The organism is Micromonospora sp. NPDC050417 (assembly GCF_044458865.1).
Lineage (GTDB): Bacteria > Actinomycetota > Actinomycetes > Mycobacteriales > Micromonosporaceae > Micromonospora_G.
In genome coordinates this window covers 61,318-78,406 of the sequence record NZ_JBITIH010000010.1, presented here as the reverse complement: position 1 = coordinate 78,406, position 17,089 = coordinate 61,318, and the positions used below count along the sequence as shown (strand labels likewise).

The window sequence follows — 17,089 nt, the reverse complement described above, 5'->3', positions numbered from 1 at the left end:
CGTCACGGCGGGTGCCGGCGCGTCCTGACCGGACCTGCGGAAAGATGTGGGGCATGACAGTTGGGACCCTCGTGCTGCTGCGGCACGGCGAGAGTGATTGGAACGCCAAGAACCTCTTCACCGGCTGGGTCGACGTGGACCTGACCGCGAAGGGTGAGGGCGAGGCGCGCCGCGGTGGCGAGCTGCTGCGGGAGCACGGGCTGCTCCCCGACGTGGTGCACACCAGCGTGCTGCGCCGGGCCATCCGCACCTCGGAGCTGGCGCTGAGCGCCGCCGACCGGCACTGGATCGCCGTCCGCCGGTCGTGGCGGCTCAACGAGCGGCACTACGGCGCGCTGCAGGGCAAGGACAAGAAGCAGACCCTGGCGGAGTACGGCGAGGAGCAGTTCATGCTCTGGCGCCGGTCGTACGACACTCCGCCGCCGCCGATCGCGGACGACGACGAGTGGTCGCCGGCCGGAGACCCGCGCTACGCCCTGGTGCCGCCGGAGCTGATGCCCCGCACCGAGTGCCTCAAGGACGTGGTGGAACGGATGCTTCCGTACTGGTACGACTCGATCGTGCCGGACGTGCTCGCCGGCCGTACCGTGCTCGTCGCCGCGCACGGCAATTCGCTGCGGGCCCTGGTCAAGCACCTGGACCAGATCTCCGACGAGGCGATCGCCAAGCTCAACATCCCGACCGGTATCCCGCTGCGCTACGACCTCGACCCGCAGCTGCGTCCGGTCACCTCGGGCGGGACCTACCTCGACCCGGAGGCCGCCAAGGAGGCTGCCGCCGCCGTCGCGAACCAGGGCCGCTGACGACGTGGTCAAGGGGCCCTTCCTGCCGTTTCCGGTGGGGAGGGCCCCTTGATGTCGTCTACCCGGCTGTGCGTCAGGGCGCGGTCGGCCGGTTGTCCGACGGGCGGCGGGACTAGCTGCCGGCGATGCTCTGGTCGTCGGCGAACTCGCCGGTGACCAGGTAGACCACCCGCTCGCCGGCGTTGACCGCGTGGTCGGCGTAGCGCTCGTAGAAGCGGCCCAGCAGTGCGCCGTCGATGCCGGTCTCGACCCCGTACGGCCAGTCGTCGCTGAGCAGGATGGCGAACAGGTCGCGGTGCAGGTCGTCCATGGCGTCGTCGTCGCTCTCCAACTCGGCCGCGAGGTCGGCGTCGGGCTTGGAGAGCACCACGCCGATCTTGCGCGCGATCCGGTCGGCGACGCCCGCCATCTCGGTGAAGACCCCGCGCAGCTCCGCCGGTACGGCTGGCGACGGGTGCCGGCGCAGTGCCGTCTTGGCGACGTGGTCGGCGAGGTCGCCCATCCGCTCGAGGTCCGCCGCGACGTGCAGTGCGGTGATCACCGCGCGCAGGTCGGAGGCGACCGGGGCCTGGCGGGCGAGCAGGTTGGCGACCCGCTCCTCCACCTGCCGGTAGATGGTGTCGACCTCGGCGTCGCGGGCGATCACCGCCTCGGCGGCTGCCCGGTCGGCGGTGAGCAGCGCCTTGGTCGCCTTGCTCATCGCCGCGCGGACTGCTTCCGCCATGTCCACCAGTAGCTGGCTGACGATGTGCAGATCGGTCCGGAACTCGTCGCGCATGATCACGTCCTGTGGTCGGTGGGTCGCCGGTGGGCCACCGCCTCCGACGTACCCGCACGGGGTTGGGGCAGGTTGCCTGCTCACGGTAGGGCGCCGCGACGGCCCGTAGGTGAACGTAGGTGAACGACGCGAGGCTGAGGCATGAATTTTGCCAAGTCAGCGCCTGATTTGTCCTATTGTGTAGGGTCGCTTGGATAACAATGACCCTACGATCGCCGGGTGGAATGGGGGGTCGTAGCCGGCGTGGCCGGTGGGCTGGTGGTCGGGCTGACCATCGGTTCGATGCTGGTGCGCGCCATCCGGCGGGCGCCTGGGCAACGCGAGCGACGACTCCCGGGCGGGGGCGACCTCACCCCAGCCGACGGGAGGCCGGCGATCGCAAAGCACCAGAACGAAGTTTCCGGGCTCGGACGTAAGAGCATCGACTCGCTCCGGGTCGGTGTGGTGGTCCTGGACACCAACGACGAGCCCGTACTGATCAATCCGGCCGCGCGGGCGATGGGCCTGCTCCGTGCCGGAACCGGTCCGGGTACGGTCGCGGCCCACCCGATCATCCGTACCCTCGCCGGGCAGGTGCGTCGGACCGGCGTACGGCGCGAGGTCGAACTCGACCTGCCTCGCAGCCGCGACGGCGGGGCACATGACCCGCTCGGCGTGCACCTGCGCGCGATGGGGATCGGCAACGGGTACGTGGCCATCGAGGCCGCCGACGTGACCGAGGCGCACCGAGTGGCCCGGGTGCGACGTGACTTCGTGGCCAACGTCAGCCACGAGCTGAAGACCCCGATCGGGGCGTTGCAGTTGCTCGCCGAGGCGTTGTTGGACGCGACCGAGCCGCCGGCCGACAACGGTGGCGTCGAGCCGTCCGAGGACGTGGTGGCGGCCCGACGGTTCGCCGAGCGGATCCAGCACGAGTCGACCCGGCTCGGGCGGCTCGTCAACGAGCTGCTCGAACTGACCCGGTTGCAGGGTGCCGAGCCGCTGCCGGAACCGGAGCCGGTCGCGGTGGACTGGGTGATCGCCGAGGTGATCGACCGGACCCGCACCACGGCCTCCGCGCGCAAGGTCGAGGTCGTGGTGGAGGGCCAGCGCGACCTGACCGTGTACGGCAGCGACAGCCAGGTGGCCACGGCGGTCGCCAACCTGGTCGAGAACGCGATCGCGTACTCCGCCGAGGAGACCCGGGTGACTGTCACCACACGGGCGGACGACGACCATGTCCAGATCTCCGTCGCCGACCAGGGCATCGGCATCGCGCCCAGTGAGGTCGACCGGATCTTCGAGCGCTTCTACCGGGCCGACCAGGCCCGCTCGCGGGCGACCGGGGGCACCGGTCTGGGCCTGGCGATCGTCAAACACATCGCCACCAACCATGGCGGAAGGGTCGAGGTGTCAAGCACGCTTGGTGGAGGCTCGACGTTCACCCTGCGGCTGCCAGCCCGTCCCCCGGACGCCGTCCTACCGCTACCCCCGTCAATTGAGATCGACACTGGTTCGGCCGAGTAATCCCAGGTCGGACAGAGGAAAGGAAATTCCGTTGGCCCGCGTTCTCGTGGTCGAGGATGAGGAGTCGTTCTCCGACGCCCTCTCCTACATGCTGCGCAAAGAGGGTTTCGAGGTCTCGGTCGCACCGACCGGGCTCTCGGCGCTTACCGAATTCGACCGCACCGGCGCGGATATCGTCCTCCTCGACCTGATGCTGCCCGAGATGTCCGGTACCGAGGTCTGCCGCGAACTGCGTCAGCGCTCGCACGTACCGATCATCATGGTGACCGCTCGGGACAGTGAGATCGACAAGGTGGTCGGCCTGGAGATCGGTGCCGACGACTACGTGACCAAGCCGTACTCGCCGCGTGAGCTGGTCGCCCGGATCCGGGCGGTGTTGCGGCGCAAGAGCAGCGAGACGGTCGACCTGGCCGCGCCCACCCTGGCCGCCGGGCCGGTCCGGATGGACATCGAGCGGCACGTGGTGACCGTGGACGGCGCCGCGGTGCAGTTGCCGCTCAAGGAGTTCGAGCTGCTGGAGCTGCTGCTGCGCAACGCGGGTCGGGTGCTGACCCGGGGGCAGTTGATCGACCGCGTCTGGGGTGCCGACTACGTCGGTGACACCAAGACGCTCGACGTGCACGTCAAGCGGCTGCGTTCCAAGGTCGAGCCGGAGCCCTCCACGCCCCGCTACATCGTCACGGTGCGCGGTCTCGGCTACAAGTTCGAGCCGTAGGCCGCTCCCGCTGCGCCCGGGCCGTACGACCCGGGCGGTACGGCTGTGTCGGTTTACGCGGGGGCGGGCCGGCTGGCGGCGGGACGGGTCAGGAGCAGACCGAGCAGTGCCAGCGCGGCCAGGGCCATGACGGCGATGCCGTACTCCCGGGCCGTGGTCAGCACCCCGCCGGCATGCACCACCAGGAAGCCTGCGACCACGGCCGGCAGCCCCATGGCGAGGTACGACACCACGTAGATGACCGAGAGCACCCCGGCCCGCTCGTGGGGACTGGCCAACGGGACCACGGTGCGGATCGCGCCCTGGAACCCGCCGCCGAAGCCGGCGCCGGCCACCACCGTGCCCGCGAAGAAGAGCGGCTCCGAGGAGTGCGCGATGGCGAGCAGGGTGACGCCCACGCCGACGAAGAGTCCCGCCGTGCCGAGGAACATCAACGTACGGGGAGCGCTGGCCCGCAGGAGCAGCACCATCGCGCCGCCGCTCGCGGCGAGGGTGAACAGGGCCAGTCCGCCGAGCACGAACGAGTTGGAACCGGCCACCAGCCGTACCACGGCGGGGCCGAGCGAGCCGTAGAAGCCGGCGAGCGCCCAGGCGGCGGCGAGCGCCGGCGCGGCCAGCAGCAGTGGGCGGCGGGCGACCCGTGGCAGCGCGAACTGGAGACGCAGCGAGGCGAGCGCTCCCGGGCGCGGCGACGACGATTCGGACATCAGCAGCACGCCGACGCCCTGTAGGACGAAGATCCCGAAGAGCACCAGGTAGACCAGGTGGGCGGGGGCGGGCAGGTACTGGACCAGCAGACCGGAGCCGAGCGCGCCGGTGGCCGTACCGAGCAGCGGGCCGACCGCGTTGGTGATGGCGCCCTTGGTCTGGTTCAGGTCGAGCATGCCGGCGCCGATCGCACCGGCGGCGGCGCCGGTCGACAGGCCCTGGAGCACCCGGGCGGCCATCAGCGCGGGTACGCCGTCCGCGGCGGCGAAGGTGAGCATGGTCACCGCCTGTACGGCGATCGCCGTGATCAGCACGGGGCGGCGTCCGACATGGTCCGAGAGCGAGCCGACGGTGAGCAGCGCGGCGAGTACGGCCAGCGCGTACACGCCGAAGACCAGGGTCACGGTGATCGGCGAGAAGCCCCATTCGGCCTGGTAGATGGCGTAAAGCGGGGTCGGGGCGCTGGACCCGGCGAGAAAGGCGACCACGATCGAGGCAAGCAGGTAGAACCCGACCGTGTGCGGTAGCCGGCCCGCCCTGGGTGGCGCCTGGAGGTCGGGCGGGGAGACGCTCGGGGAGTTCATGCGGACTTCTCTCGCGGCGGCGGACGAACAGACGTGTCTGTCTGACTGGCCGACCCACCGTAGACAGATCTGTCTGCCAGAGTCCAACCACTGTCATGAAGACCACGGAGCCGTGGGAGAGCACGGACGTGGGAGAGCCCTTGAGGCGAGACCGGCAGGCGGGCCGGTGCGCCGCTACGAGACGATGGTCGGGGCGGTCACCTTGCGGCTGCCGCCGTTGACCCGCCGGGTGGGCGGAGGCTCCGGGGCCGCCGGGCTGGCCGGGTGGGGCGCCACCAGACCACCGGCGAGCCGGGCCGCGCAGAGTTCGGCGAGCTTCGCGTACGCCGGCGCGCCGATCAAAGCGGTCAGCTCCGCCTCGTACGACAGGTACATCGCCTCCTGGCCGACGTGCGCCTCCGGCGACGACGTGCACCACCAGTCCAGATCGTGGCCGCCCGCGCCCCACCCGCGCCGGTCGAACTCACTGAGCGTGGAGACCAGCACCTTGCTGCCGTCCGGCCGCTTGCTCCACTCCTGGTCCCGCCGGACCGGCAACTGCCAGCAGACGTCGGGCTTGTACTCCAGCGGGTGCACCCCGTCGCGCAGCGCCTGGGCGTGCAGGGCGCAGCCCCCGCCACCGGCGAAGTCGGCGTCGTTGAGGAAGACACACGGGCCCTCGTCGCCCTGGGTCGCGGTACGCCGGGCCGGCGTCTTGCCGTCGACGGTGTCCATCTCCGTGTACTTCTTGAAGCCGCGCCGGTAGTGCTGCCAGGTCTGGGGGGTGAGCCGGCCGGCCGCCGCCTTCACCCGTTGCTCGTCGTCGTCGTCGGTGAAGAACGCGCCGTGCGAGCAGCAGCCGTCGCTGGCCCGGCCGGCGATGATGCCGTGGCACGCCTTGCCGAAGACACAGGTCCAGCGGGACAGCAGCCAGGTCAGGTCGGCACGGACGAGATGCTCGGCGTCCGCCGGGTCGAGGAACTCGATCCACTCCCGGGGGAAGTCGAGATCGACCTCCTGGCTACGGGGATCGGTCGGATCCTGGACCAACACGCGGAGTTGGGTACGAGGCGCCACCCGGTCAGCGTACGCCCGGCGGTTCTACCAGGCCGGATACCTGCCTTTCCGGGCGTGCTGCGTCGGCCCCCGGCGAAACCGGGTGATCGCCGCGTCTAGGGTTTCGACCATGCGGCTCGGAGTGCTCGACGTGGGATCAAACACCGTCCACCTGCTCGTGGTGGACGCCCACCATGGCGCGCATCCGTGGCCGGCGCACTCGGAGAAGGCGGTGCTGCGGCTGGCCGAGCAGATCGGGCGGAACGGGGCACTGACCGACAACGGCGCGGACGCCCTGGTCGCGTCCGTTGCCGAGGCGAAGGCATCCGCCTCCCGGCTGGCCGTCGACGACCTGCTCGCCTTCGCCACCTCGGCGGTCCGGGACGCGACCAACGCGGCACACGTGCTGGCGCGGGTAAGGGCCGAGACCGCCGTACAACTGGAGGTCCTCTCCGGGGCGGACGAGGCGCGGGCAACGTTCCTCGCGGTACGGCGCTGGTTCGGCTGGTCCGCCGGGCGGCTGCTGGTGCTCGACATCGGCGGTGGCTCACTGGAGGTGGCGGCCGGGATCGACGAGGACCCGGACATCGCGCTCTCGTTGCCGCTGGGGGCGGGACGGCTGACCCGGGAGCGGCTCAGGGTCGACGCCAGCACCACCGAGCCGCCACCGGCCCAGGCCGTCGGGGAACTCCAGGAGTACATCGAGTCCCTGCTCGACCCGGTGGTGGAGCGGATGCGGCAGGCCCGCTGGGAGCGGCCGGTGGCCACCTCGAAGACGTTCCGGATGCTCGCCCGGCTGGCCGGGGCGGCCCCCTCCAGCGCGGGGCTGTGGGTCCGGCGCAGTCTCTCCCAGAACGGGTTACGGCAGATCATCGGTTTCATCCGGCACATTCCGCCGAGCAAGCTCTCCGAGCTTGAGGGAGTGAGCAGCAGCCGGGCCCACCAGTTGCTGGCGGGCGCGATGGTGGCCGAGTCGGTCATGCGTCGGCTCGGCATCGAGTCGCTGGACATCTGCCCCTGGGCCCTGCGCGAGGGAGTCATTCTGCGCCGTCTGGACCAGCTCGAACCGGCCTGAGCGCACCCCGCTGAGCTGGGGATTCGGATGATTTAGCCCATCTTGTCGGTGGCGGTTTCGTAGCCGAGAGCTAGGCTGACAACCGTGACCCCCCCTGTGCTGCTGTCCAGTTCCTCGGTCTTTCCCGAGCCGACGGCGGCGGCCTTCGAACTGGCCGCGGCGCTCGGCTACGACGGTGTCGAGGTGATGGTCTGGACCGACGCGGTGAGCCAGGACGCCGGGGCGCTGCGTGGGCTGGCGGAGCACTACGGCGTGCCGGTGCTGTCGGTGCACGCCCCCTGCCTGCTCGTCACCCAACGGGTCTGGAGCAACGACCCGTCCCAGCGTCTGCGGCGCGCGGTCGAGCTGGCCGAGACACTCGACGCCCCCACGGTGGTCGTACACCCGCCCTTCACCTGGCAGCGTGAGTACGCGCGCACCTTCACTCCGCTCCTCGCCGAGCTGGCCGAGCAGCACCCGGGCGTACGCGTCGCGGTGGAGAACATGTACCCGGTCAGGATGGCCGGCCGGCACTTCGTCCCGTACGCGCCGAGCTGGAACCCGACGGAGACCGGTTACGACGCGTACACCCTGGATCTGTCGCACTGCGCCGCGTCCCACACGGACTCGATCGACATGGCCGACCAGATGGGCAGGAAGCTCGCACACGTCCACCTCGGTGACGGCACCGGAGAGGGGCGCGACGAGCATCTCGTTCCCGGTCGCGGCACCCAGCCCTGCGCGGAGCTGCTGGCATCGCTCTCCGGTCGTGGCTTCACCGGCGCGATCGCGGTGGAGGTGTCGACCCGGGGCGCGAAAAGCCGCGCCGGCCGGGAGGCGGACCTCGGCGCGGCCCTGGCCTTCGCCCGTGCCCACCTCGCTACCGCACCCACCCTCAAGAGCTGAGGGCGGGCACGGTGACGCGGTCCGTCGGTCCGCTCAGACCTTGGTGAGTGCCTGGGCGGGCAGGCTTGCCTTCGGCACGCTCGGCTTCGGCACGGCCGAAGCCTGGACCGCCTCCTCCACCGCAGCCCGCTTACGGGCCCGGTGGGCGGCGACGTGCGAGCGGGTGGCGCACCGTTCCGAACAGAACCGGCGGCAGCAGTTGGACGAGGTGTCCAGGTAGACGTTGCCGCAACGGTCGTCGGCACAGACGCCGAAGCGTGCGCTGCCGTACTCGCAAAGCCAGACCGAGAGCCCCCACACCGCACCAGCCAGATACTCCGCGCTCACCGAGGCGCCGCGGCTGCTCACGTGCATGTGCCAGTCGCTGGATCCGTGACCGGAAATGCGTGGCTGAACGGGAAAAGTTTCCAGTAGTGAGTTGAGTTCGGCGACGGCGTCCACGTCGCGGCCGGAGGTGCCAAATTCGAAGACGTCTCGGAGACGCTTCTGCGCGCGGCGGAATATCACCAAGTCGCGTTCGGCCACCTCATCGCGCATCCAGAGGTTTTCGTCGGCGAAGAGCGCCTTCAGGTCGTCGAGGTCGTCCAGCCGCGCGTTGACAAGGTCAACTCCGGTCCGGGCGTACGCGTCGAAGTTCACCCGACAACCGTAGACGATTGGGGGCCGTAGTGGCGCGTCCCCGTAGTGAGTGAGCAACGGGCGTACGCGCCGCTGATAAGTGCTTTCACTTTGTGATTGACCGACCTGTGGCGAAGCGGCGACTGGGCGGCAGACTTCGTCATCCGAAGCGGTGAATCGAGAAATGCCGGCATCGGGTATGGGTGGTCCAGGAAAATTCCCACAACGCTGTGAGCGGCGTCTTCCGCCATGGTCGCAACTTCCATGGCGGGGGAGGGGAGGTGGTCGACGGGTCGACCGAGGCGATCATTTCCATGATCACTTCGGTCGGGCGGGTGCCCCGACCTGCCCGCTGCCCGGCTCGGGTACGCCGACGGACGTTACGCTCCCAGCATGCGTTCGGTCATCCTCGCCGCCTCCCGGTCATCCCGGGTCGAGCGGCTCGTCGAAACGGCCCCGTTCACCCGGGACGTCGTACGCCGGTTCGTCGCCGGCACCACCACGGACGATGCGCTTCGTGCCACCCGCGAACTCGTCGGCAGTGGTCTGACGGTAACCCTCGACTACCTCGGCGAGGACACCGTGACCCCGGAGCAGGCCACCGCCGTCCGGGAGGAGTACCTCACCCTGCTGACCGTGCTCGCCGGGGCAGACCTGACCTCGGGCGCGGAGGTCAGCGTCAAACTCTCCGCCCTCGGCCAGAAGTTCGACGAGAAGCTCGCCTACGACAACGTACGGGCGATCTGCACCGCGGCGGCAGCGGCTGGCACCACGGTCACCCTCGACATGGAGGACCACACCACCACCGACTCGACGCTGGACATCCTGGCGCGGCTGCGCAAGGACTTCCCGTCGACCGGCGCGGTGCTCCAGGCGTACCTGCGGCGGACCGAGGCGGACTGCCGGGAGCTGGCCACCGCCGGGTCACGGGTACGGCTCTGCAAGGGCGCCTACAAGGAGCCGGAGTCGGTGGCGTACCAGTCGGCGCGGGACGTCGACAAGTCGTACGTGCGCTGCCTCAACATCCTGCTCTCCGGAGCCGGTTACCCGATGCTCGCGACCCACGATCCCCGGCTGATCGCGATCGGCCAGGACCGGGCCCGCTGGTTCGACCGGTCGCCGGACGAGTTCGAGTTCCAGATGCTCTACGGCGTCCGGCCGGAGGAGCAGGCCCGGTTGGCGGGCGAGGGTCACACGGTCCGGACCTACCTGCCGTACGGCAGCGACTGGTACGGCTACCTGATGCGCCGACTCGCCGAGCGTCCGGCGAACCTGGTCTTCTTCGCCCGCGCGCTGATCTCCAGGAATTGATTTATTCGGATAGGTGGGCGCGGTAGTCGGTGGTCGGGCTGACTGGGGCCGGGTTGTTGGTGGTGGTGGTTGGTTCGGGCTGGGTGCTGAGCTGCGCATGGCCCGAATCGGGTACGGGCGATCGACGTATGGCGGCTACGCGGGCGCCTGACGTACAGGTGCATGTCGTACTCTCGCGTGGATGATCGACGGGGTGGACACGCGGCCGGTACGACGATGGCGATGGCCGGTGTGGGTGGCGCTCGGTGTGGTCGGGGTGCTGCTCTTCTGCGGGGTACCGGCGAGTCTGGTGGCGGTGCTGATCGCCCGTACGCCCGACATGGTGGGGCTGCCCGGCGCGGTCGCCAGCGCCACCCCGGCGCGCAGCCCGGTGGCGGGCGACCCGGTCGAGGTGACCGCGGCCTGGCTGGGTGAGCGGATCGACGTGTTGCTGGAGCAGCAGGCGCAGGCCCTGCTCCGCGGCGACGAGCAGGGCTTTCTCGCGGTGGCTGACCCGGCCTCCCCGGCCGCGGCCGACCTGAAGCGGCAGTTCAACGTGCTCCGGGCGATGAAGGTGGCCGCCTGGGAGCCGTCGCGCAACGGCCCACCGGCCCAGATGACCAACAACACGAGCGAGTGGCGGGTGCTGGTCACCGTCGGACACTGCTTCGTGGTGCCCGGGTGCCGTACCGGGCCGGTGACGATCGGGACCCGGTGGGCCGGCAACGGCCCGCAGCCGCGCCTGGTCGCCGTCGAGCCGTCGATGTCCGGAGTGGAGGGGCCCCGGCCGTGGGAGGTCACCGACCTCGCGGTGGCGGTCGGCGCCCGGACCGTGGTCGCGGTGCCCCAGAGCGTACGTAGCCTGCTGCCGGACCTGCTCAAGACGGCAGAACAGGCGGCCACGGTCGCCGACCGGTACGCGGTGGACGGCTCGCCACCGGACGTCTACCGGATCTTCTACGCCCTCAAGCCCGAGTGGGAGCGCTGGTACGGCGGCGGTCGCCCGGTCTGGACCGGCGGCTACGCGGTCGGCATCGGCGGGGGCCGGTTCGACGTGGTGCTCAACTCCGACGGGCTGCACCGGACCGCCATCGATGACCTGCTCCGGCACGAGATGACCCACGCGGCCTCGCTACCCGAACGGGGCCACGCCGGCACCGAGAACTGGTGGCTGGTCGAGGGAATCGCCGAGTACGCCGGGACCGGCGGTCGCCCGGTCAACGAGTACGAGCGGCTGCCGGATGTGGTGCGGCTGCTCGGCGTCCGCTCGGGCGGCTGGAACGGCAGACTGGAATCGCTTGAGCCGGCCACGAGTTCGGAGGACTGGCGCGTCTCGGGGAGCTACGGCGTCGGTTACCTGGCCGCTCGCTACCTCGCCGACCGGTTCAGCGAGGAACGGCTGCTCGCCTTCTTCAAAGAGGTGGTGCACGACGGTCGTGCGGAGGCCGACGCGAGCCGTGACGTGTTCGGGGTGGAGTGGAGCACCCTGCACGAGGAGTGTGTGGCGTACCTGCGTACCGCCCGCTGAGCGGATCCGGGGCAACGGCTCTGGTCGGTGGCACGGACCGGACGTACCCCGTCCCTGCGTTGATCGAGGGCTGGACACCGAGCGGTCGGGGTCATCATCCGGGATGGGTTGATCGCCACGGACTCCCCGGTGCCGCCGAGAGCCGCCGCGGCACCTGAGATAGTGAACGCCGCTCCCAGCGCGGAGCCCCGGTTCGCGTCCGGAAGCGAGTCGGGGCACCCGTCCGGTGGCTCCGGTGGCGCCGCCGGAGCCACCGGGCGCCTTCGCCCGCCCCGTCCCCGCCCTGGACCGGCTCGGCCCGGGGACAACGCCTCCAATGTGGACCGGCCGCGTCGGGTGGCGGCGGTCGGCCCTACCGTGGCCGCGACGACCTTCGGCGACCGGTGCTCTCGACCAGTGGGTGGGCCAGCCGGTCCGATCCGGTGGTCGCCCTGTGCGCCGAGTGAGCGTCCCGATACCCGCCGTTTGTCGTGCTGGCGTCGGCTTTCTGTCCCCTACCGAGTGGAAAATGCCTGCTCGGGGCGGTGTGGCAGCTTGACGACATATGATCAACAGCGTGAAGGGATCGCGCAGGTCACAGCCGTCCCGCTACCGTACTGGTAACACGCGCGTTGCCCACCGTGGCGCGGGAGCAGCCTGCCCGGGGGCGCGCGCCGGGGAATGGGATGGGTCGGTGGGCCATGACGGGATCACCACAGTCCGACGCTCGGCTGTCGGAGGTCAGGTTCCTGACCGTCGCCGAGGTGGCGACGCTGATGCGGGTTTCGAAGATGACCGTCTACCGACTCGTGCACTCCGGTGAACTCACCGCAGTGCGGGTCGGCCGGTCGTTCCGGGTGCCTGAGCACGCGGTGCACGAGTATCTGCGCGGGGCGTTCCAGGAAACGGCCTGACCCACCCAGACCCCCGTCGGCGTCCTGCCGACGCAGGCCGGGGTGGTCCTGGCCGGCGCCGTGACGGGTGTACATGGGGCCGCGTTGGTCCTGTGCAGGGGCGACGGCTACCCTGGACCGCGACCGTGATCCCACCTTGGTGCGTCCAACACCCACCGGCCGGATCCGGTCCGTTGTCCAGCTCGGTTTCCGGAGACATCCCACGATGGCTCCCGGACCGACCCGCACGTTGTATCGGAAGGGCTGTCGTATGGGCTCGGTGGTCAAGAAGCGCCGCAAGCGCATGGCTAAGAAGAAGCACCGCAAGCTGCTGCGCAAGACCCGCGTCCAGCGTCGCAAGCTCGGCAAGTGACCGTGGCCGGGCCACGGCCCGGCCAATGGCACCACTTGCCACCCGTCGACCCTCGGAGGCACCCGTGACACGGTCGCGGTGGTCTGGGCGTCAGCGCCCGAATCCGCTGACGAGGAGCATGGGATGACCCCCGGCCGCACCGCAGGTGCACCGGGGGTTGTCGTCGTGACCGGCGTCAGCCGCTACCTCGGCGCCCACGTCGCGGCCCGCCTCGCCGCCGATCCACGGATCGAGCGGGTGGTCGGGCTCGACACCGCCGACCCGTCCGCCGAACTGGCCCCCCTGCTCGACCAGGTCGAACGGGTACACGCCGACACGGCCTCGGTCGGCACCGTCATCGACGAACTGGGCGCCGACTCGGTGGTCCACCTCGCCCTGGTGACGGCTCCCGACCAGCAACACGGCGGGCGGGCGGCGATGAAGGAACAGAACGTCATCGGCACCATGCAGCTCCTCGCCGCCTGCCAGCGGGCGCCCCGGCTGCGTCGGCTGGTGGTCCGCTCCTCCACGGCCGCGTACGGGGCGTCGTTCCGCGACCCGGCCGTCTTCACGGAGGAGACCGAGCCGCACGCGGTGCCTCGTGGCGGATTCGCCCGCGACATCCTCGACATCGAGGGCTACGTACGCGGCTTCCGGCGGCGTCGCCCCGACGTCACCGCGACCGTGCTGCGCTTCGCCCCGTTCATCGGCTCCACCGCCGACACCACCCTCACCCGCTACTTCGCCCAGCGGGTCGTGCCGACCGTGCTCGGCCGGGATCCCCGGTTGCAGTTCCTGCACATCGAGGACGCCCTCGAAGTGCTCTACCGCTCGGTGACCGAGGAACACGGCGGCACGTACAACGTCGCCGGGCCGGGGGTGCTCGCGCTGTCGCAGGCGATCCGGAGATCCGGGCGGGTCGCCGTACCGGTGCTGGAACCCGGCCTCTCCGGCGCCGCCGGGATCGCCCGTACCCTCGGTTTCGGGCGCTACGGCCTGGACCAGGTCGACCTCTTCGTGCACGGCCGGGTCGTCGACACCACCCGCCTGACCACGGAATACGGCTTCACCCCGCGTTCCACGGCGGCGGCGTTCGACGACTTCATCAGCGGCCACACCGACCGTACCGTGGTCCGCGCCGAGCAGCTCGCCGTCGCCGAACAGGCGATCCTCGACGGGATCCGTCAGGTTCGCGCCGCGGTGGCCAACCCCACCGCGGAGCAGCGACCACTGGGCGAGCGTAGATGAGTGAGAACGGGCGGACGCCCGCGCCGGAGCCGATCGGCGCGGCGGTCACCGACCAGCCGGGCGACGTGTGGGATCGGCGCGTCGCGTCCGGGCTCGCCTTCCTCCGACGCCGTCTCGCCGGCCAGTACGAGATCGACGACTTCGGCTTCGACCCCGAGCTGACCGACCGGGTCATCCATCCGCTGCTGCGTCAGCTCTACCGGGAATGGTTCCGCACCGAGGTCACCGGAGTGGAGAACCTGCCCGCCACCGGCGCCGGCCTGGTCGTCGGCAACCACTCCGGAACAGTCGCGCTGGACGCGTTGATCCTCTCCGCGGTCCTGCACGACCACCACCCGGCCCGTCGCTACCTGCGCCTGCTCGGCGCCGACATCGTGTTCCGGATGCCGGTCGTCTCCGAACTCGCCCGCAAGACCGGCGGCACGATGGCATGCAACCCCGACGCCGAGCGGCTGATGGGTCGGGGCGAACTGGTCGGCGTCTTCCCCGAGGGCTTCAAGGGCGTCGGCAAGCTCTACGCCGACCGCTACAAGCTGCAACGGTTCGGTCGGGGCGGATTCGTCTCGGCGGCGCTGCGTACCGGCACCCCGATCATTCCGGTGGCGATCGTCGGCGCCGAGGAGACGTACCCCATGCTCGCCGACATCAAGCCATTGGCCCGGCTGCTCAAACTGCCGTACTTCCCGGTGACGCCGACCTTCCCGTGGCTTGGCCCACTCGGCATGGTGCCGCTGCCGAGCAAGTGGTTGATCGAGTTCTGCCCACCGATCTCGACCGAGGGCATGGCCGACCAGGCGGACGACCCGCTGGTCGTGTTCAACCTGGCCGACCAGGTACGCGAGACCATCCAGCAGACCCTGCACCAGCTACTGGAACGCCGACCCGACCCGTTCGGACCCTGACCGACCCCGGCACCGGAGTAGGGGTTCGGCGGTCAGCGCAGTGTGCGTAGGTCCAGGGCGTGCCACGCGGTGATGTCGCTGCCCCCGGTGGACCACCAGAGGATGCCGTCGCGGCAGAGCACCAGGCCACTGCCCTCGGCCACCACCACGGTCCGCTGGTCACGTACGTCGTACAGCAGCAGTTGCTGACTGTCGGTGGCCGTACGCTGCGCGTCGGAGAGGGCGACCACCTCGAACCGGTCGAGGACCGCGACGTCGATGATCGCGGCCGTGGCCACCCCGCCGGCCACCCGTTGCCGGGACGTGCCGTCCGGCCGCATCAGCTCGATCCGCCCCGGCCCGTCGCTGGCGAGCACGAGCACCCGGCACCAGGTGGGGCTACAGGTGACCAGCTCGGAGGCGGTCGCATCGACCTCGATCACCTTGCGCTCGTCGAGGTTACGCAGCAGGACCGGCCCGCTCGCCCCGGTGCCGGCACTGGCCAACCACGGGTACGCGGAGATGGACCACGCACCCTGCTCGGTACGGACCGAGACCGGTCCACCGGTGAGCGCCACCGAACGGATCTCCGTCGCGGTCTCCTCACCGGGGGCCGCCGACGCCCAGTAGAGCCTTCCCGCGTGGATGACCATGTCGTACTGCGAGTTGAAGAAGACCACGGCGCCGGTGTCGGTGGTGAGTCGCCGGGCGGGCTCGGCCGAGGCGAGGTTCGCCGTCCACAGCTCGGTCCGACCGGCACCGTCGTCACCCGAGGTCGACTCGGCCCAGGCGAACTGGTCACCGTCCCGGGCGAAGCCGGTGAACTGCGGTGCGTCGGCGATCGGTAGCCGCCGCAGTTCGCGGATCGCCCCGTCGGCGGCGCGCAGCACCAGCCGCAGGTCCGTCCCCTCCGGGCTCGGTGCGGTGCCGATTGAGGTCCGCGCGTCGAGGAAGTGGACCGGACTGTAGGCCGGGCCGTCCGGGAGGGACGCCGGGATCTCCACCGGTTGGCTGTCCGGCCAGACCTCCGCGAAGGTGGCGACCTTCGGCCCGGGTGCCGGGTCGGAGGTGGCGGCGGGTAGGGCGAGCAGGACGCCACCGGCGGCCAGGGCCGCGGCGAGACCGACCAGTTGCCGGCGTAGTGGCCCGGGAGCGTTCATCGGTTCTGCCGGCGGCGCCGCACCGCGAGCCCGGCGGTCACCGCCCCGGCGAGCAGGCCGGCGGCGACGGTCGACGGCACCGCGATCCGGGCGGCCTTCAGACCCGTACGGAAGTCACGCACCTCCCAGCCACGCATCCGGGCGGTCTGCCGCAGGGCGTTGTCCGGATTGATCGCCACCGCGCGGCCGACCACCGAGAGCATCGGCAGGTCGTTGGAGGAGTCGCTGTACGCCACACACCTGGCCAGGTCGAGCTGCTCCACCGCGGCGAGCTGACGTACGGCGTCCGCCTTGGCCGGACCGTGCATCAGGTCACCGACGAGCCGCCCGGTGTACGCCCCGTCCTGCACCTCGGCGACCGTACCGATCGCACCGGTCAGTCCGAGCCGGGTCGCGATGACCCGACCGATCTCGACCGGCGCCGCGCTCACCAGCCAGACCCGCTGGCCGGCGTCGAGGTGTAGTTGGGCCAGGGCCCGGGTGCCGGCCCAGATCCTCGGCGCCATCAACTCGTCGAAGATCTCCTCGCTGAGCCGTTCCATGTCCTCCACCCGCCAGCCCTCGACGAAGGCGAGCGCGGCCTGCTTGGCGTGGGACATGTCACCGGCATGTTCGGTGGTGAGCAGTCGGAACCGTAGCTGCTGCCAGGCGAAGCGGGCGAGGTCGCCGGTGGTGAAGTACTTGCGCGCGGCGAGCCCGCGGGCGAACCAGTAGATCGAGGCGCCCTGCATCATCGTGTTGTCGACGTCGAAGAAGGCGGCGGCGTTCCGGTCCGGGGGCGGGGCGAGGTTGGCCGCAAGCTCCGTCGCGGCCCAGCCGGCGGTGTGACCATGTGCGTCCGTGCTGACGGTCACCTTTCGGGTGCGGGCCACCCGCGGACCTCCCTCCGATCGACCGAAACGGCGCGTGCCTCCAGCGAGCCTAACCGGGTCGGCCCCACCGGATGTCGCTCCCACACGTGGTGGGGGTCCAGACCAAGGTCTGGACCCCCACCACGGTTGCTTGAACTGTGCGGCGCTACCAGCCTCTACTCGGCTGGTCGGGCATCCAC

Annotated in this window: 17 protein-coding genes; 11 read left to right on the top strand and 6 right to left on the bottom strand. The window is 70.6% G+C overall.

What is annotated here, in order from left to right; translation table 11 throughout:
* Positions 1-44: 44 nt before the first annotated feature.
* On the top strand, positions 45-803 hold the full coding sequence (locus tag ACIBF5_RS15030) for a phosphoglyceromutase (protein ID WP_396812093.1): 759 nt from the start codon (positions 45-47) through the stop codon (positions 801-803).
* A 112-nt stretch (positions 804-915) separates the two neighbouring features.
* Here ACIBF5_RS15030 and phoU read toward each other — a convergent pair whose 3' ends face one another.
* Entirely contained in the window at positions 916-1,581 is a 666-nt protein-coding gene (phoU, locus tag ACIBF5_RS15025; RefSeq protein WP_396811820.1) for a phosphate signaling complex protein PhoU, read from the bottom strand.
* A gap of 219 nt (positions 1,582-1,800) precedes the next feature.
* On the opposite strand from phoU, the gene ACIBF5_RS15020 reads away from it, so the two are divergent.
* Together ACIBF5_RS15020 and ACIBF5_RS15015 are read left to right on the top strand one after the other, a co-directional pair.
* Positions 1,801-3,087: a sensor histidine kinase gene (locus ACIBF5_RS15020; RefSeq protein ID WP_396811818.1), complete on the top strand. Its 1,287-nt coding sequence runs from the start codon at positions 1,801-1,803 to the stop codon at positions 3,085-3,087.
* 31 nt (positions 3,088-3,118) lie between these two features.
* The gene (locus ACIBF5_RS15015) at positions 3,119-3,802 is read left to right on the top strand and encodes a response regulator (RefSeq protein ID WP_396811816.1); all 684 of its coding nucleotides are present in this window, start codon (positions 3,119-3,121) and stop codon (positions 3,800-3,802) included.
* Positions 3,803-3,855: 53 nt separating this feature from the next.
* Here the strand turns inward: ACIBF5_RS15015 and ACIBF5_RS15010 are convergent, their stop codons facing one another.
* Both ACIBF5_RS15010 and ACIBF5_RS15005 read right to left on the bottom strand, forming a co-directional pair.
* On the bottom strand, positions 3,856-5,094 hold the full coding sequence (locus tag ACIBF5_RS15010; RefSeq protein WP_396811814.1) for an MFS transporter: 1,239 nt from the start codon (positions 5,092-5,094) through the stop codon (positions 3,856-3,858).
* A 174-nt stretch (positions 5,095-5,268) separates the two neighbouring features.
* On the bottom strand, positions 5,269-6,126 hold the full coding sequence (locus ACIBF5_RS15005) for a hypothetical protein (RefSeq protein ID WP_396812090.1): 858 nt from the start codon (positions 6,124-6,126) through the stop codon (positions 5,269-5,271).
* Between the two features lie 133 nt (positions 6,127-6,259).
* On the opposite strand from ACIBF5_RS15005, the gene ACIBF5_RS15000 reads away from it, so the two are divergent.
* Together ACIBF5_RS15000 and ACIBF5_RS14995 are read left to right on the top strand one after the other, a co-directional pair.
* The gene (locus ACIBF5_RS15000) at positions 6,260-7,204 is read left to right on the top strand and encodes a Ppx/GppA phosphatase family protein (protein WP_396811812.1); all 945 of its coding nucleotides are present in this window, start codon (positions 6,260-6,262) and stop codon (positions 7,202-7,204) included.
* A gap of 84 nt (positions 7,205-7,288) precedes the next feature.
* Entirely contained in the window at positions 7,289-8,089 is an 801-nt protein-coding gene (locus tag ACIBF5_RS14995) for a sugar phosphate isomerase/epimerase family protein (protein ID WP_396811810.1), read from the top strand.
* Between the two features lie 33 nt (positions 8,090-8,122).
* Here ACIBF5_RS14995 and ACIBF5_RS14990 read toward each other — a convergent pair whose 3' ends face one another.
* Positions 8,123-8,728, bottom strand: coding sequence for a CGNR zinc finger domain-containing protein (locus tag ACIBF5_RS14990; protein ID WP_396811808.1), 606 nt, complete (start codon positions 8,726-8,728; stop codon positions 8,123-8,125).
* Between the two features lie 372 nt (positions 8,729-9,100).
* Between ACIBF5_RS14990 and ACIBF5_RS14985 the strand changes: the two genes are divergently transcribed.
* From ACIBF5_RS14985 to ACIBF5_RS14960, 6 genes are all read left to right on the top strand, one after another.
* Positions 9,101-10,018: a proline dehydrogenase family protein gene (locus ACIBF5_RS14985; protein WP_396811806.1), complete on the top strand. Its 918-nt coding sequence runs from the start codon at positions 9,101-9,103 to the stop codon at positions 10,016-10,018.
* 181 nt (positions 10,019-10,199) lie between these two features.
* Complete coding sequence (locus ACIBF5_RS14980; RefSeq protein ID WP_396811804.1) at positions 10,200-11,525, top strand: hypothetical protein; 1,326 nt, start codon at positions 10,200-10,202, stop codon at positions 11,523-11,525.
* Positions 11,526-12,205: 680 nt separating this feature from the next.
* Complete coding sequence (locus ACIBF5_RS14975; protein ID WP_121157347.1) at positions 12,206-12,418, top strand: helix-turn-helix domain-containing protein; 213 nt, start codon at positions 12,206-12,208, stop codon at positions 12,416-12,418.
* Between the two features lie 250 nt (positions 12,419-12,668).
* Positions 12,669-12,770 carry a 30S ribosomal protein bS22 gene (locus ACIBF5_RS14970; protein ID WP_020520584.1) on the top strand — a complete coding sequence of 34 codons (102 nt, stop codon included), beginning with the start codon at positions 12,669-12,671 and terminating at the stop codon, positions 12,768-12,770.
* A 123-nt stretch (positions 12,771-12,893) separates the two neighbouring features.
* Positions 12,894-13,997: an NAD-dependent epimerase/dehydratase family protein gene (locus ACIBF5_RS14965; protein WP_396811801.1), complete on the top strand. Its 1,104-nt coding sequence runs from the start codon at positions 12,894-12,896 to the stop codon at positions 13,995-13,997.
* Positions 13,994-14,899, top strand: a complete 906-nt coding sequence (locus ACIBF5_RS14960) for a lysophospholipid acyltransferase family protein (protein WP_396811800.1) — start codon at positions 13,994-13,996, stop codon at positions 14,897-14,899. The genes ACIBF5_RS14965 and ACIBF5_RS14960 overlap by 4 nt, the downstream gene beginning before the upstream one ends.
* A gap of 32 nt (positions 14,900-14,931) precedes the next feature.
* Here ACIBF5_RS14960 and ACIBF5_RS14955 read toward each other — a convergent pair whose 3' ends face one another.
* Together ACIBF5_RS14955 and ACIBF5_RS14950 are read right to left on the bottom strand one after the other, a co-directional pair.
* Positions 14,932-16,038, bottom strand: a complete 1,107-nt coding sequence (locus ACIBF5_RS14955) for a hypothetical protein (protein ID WP_396811798.1) — start codon at positions 16,036-16,038, stop codon at positions 14,932-14,934.
* Positions 16,035-16,910 carry an HAD family hydrolase gene (locus ACIBF5_RS14950; protein ID WP_396811796.1) on the bottom strand — a complete coding sequence of 292 codons (876 nt, stop codon included), beginning with the start codon at positions 16,908-16,910 and terminating at the stop codon, positions 16,035-16,037. The genes ACIBF5_RS14955 and ACIBF5_RS14950 overlap by 4 nt, the downstream gene beginning before the upstream one ends.
* Positions 16,911-17,089 lie beyond the last annotated feature (179 nt).

Coding starts and splice junctions, on each gene's coding strand:
- ACIBF5_RS15030 (WP_396812093.1), top strand. CDS start 45: ATGTGGGGCATGACAGTTGGGACCCTCGTGCTGCTGCGGCACGGCGAG.
- phoU (WP_396811820.1), bottom strand. CDS start 1,581: ATGCGCGACGAGTTCCGGACCGATCTGCACATCGTCAGCCAGCTACTG.
- ACIBF5_RS15010 (WP_396811814.1), bottom strand. CDS start 5,094: ATGAACTCCCCGAGCGTCTCCCCGCCCGACCTCCAGGCGCCACCCAGG.
- ACIBF5_RS15000 (WP_396811812.1), top strand. CDS start 6,260: ATGCGGCTCGGAGTGCTCGACGTGGGATCAAACACCGTCCACCTGCTC.
- ACIBF5_RS14985 (WP_396811806.1), top strand. CDS start 9,101: ATGCGTTCGGTCATCCTCGCCGCCTCCCGGTCATCCCGGGTCGAGCGG.
- ACIBF5_RS14980 (WP_396811804.1), top strand. CDS start 10,200: ATGATCGACGGGGTGGACACGCGGCCGGTACGACGATGGCGATGGCCG.
- ACIBF5_RS14975 (WP_121157347.1), top strand. CDS start 12,206: ATGACGGGATCACCACAGTCCGACGCTCGGCTGTCGGAGGTCAGGTTC.
- ACIBF5_RS14970 (WP_020520584.1), top strand. CDS start 12,669: ATGGGCTCGGTGGTCAAGAAGCGCCGCAAGCGCATGGCTAAGAAGAAG.
- ACIBF5_RS14965 (WP_396811801.1), top strand. CDS start 12,894: ATGACCCCCGGCCGCACCGCAGGTGCACCGGGGGTTGTCGTCGTGACC.
- ACIBF5_RS14960 (WP_396811800.1), top strand. CDS start 13,994: ATGAGTGAGAACGGGCGGACGCCCGCGCCGGAGCCGATCGGCGCGGCG.
- ACIBF5_RS14955 (WP_396811798.1), bottom strand. CDS start 16,038: ATGAACGCTCCCGGGCCACTACGCCGGCAACTGGTCGGTCTCGCCGCG.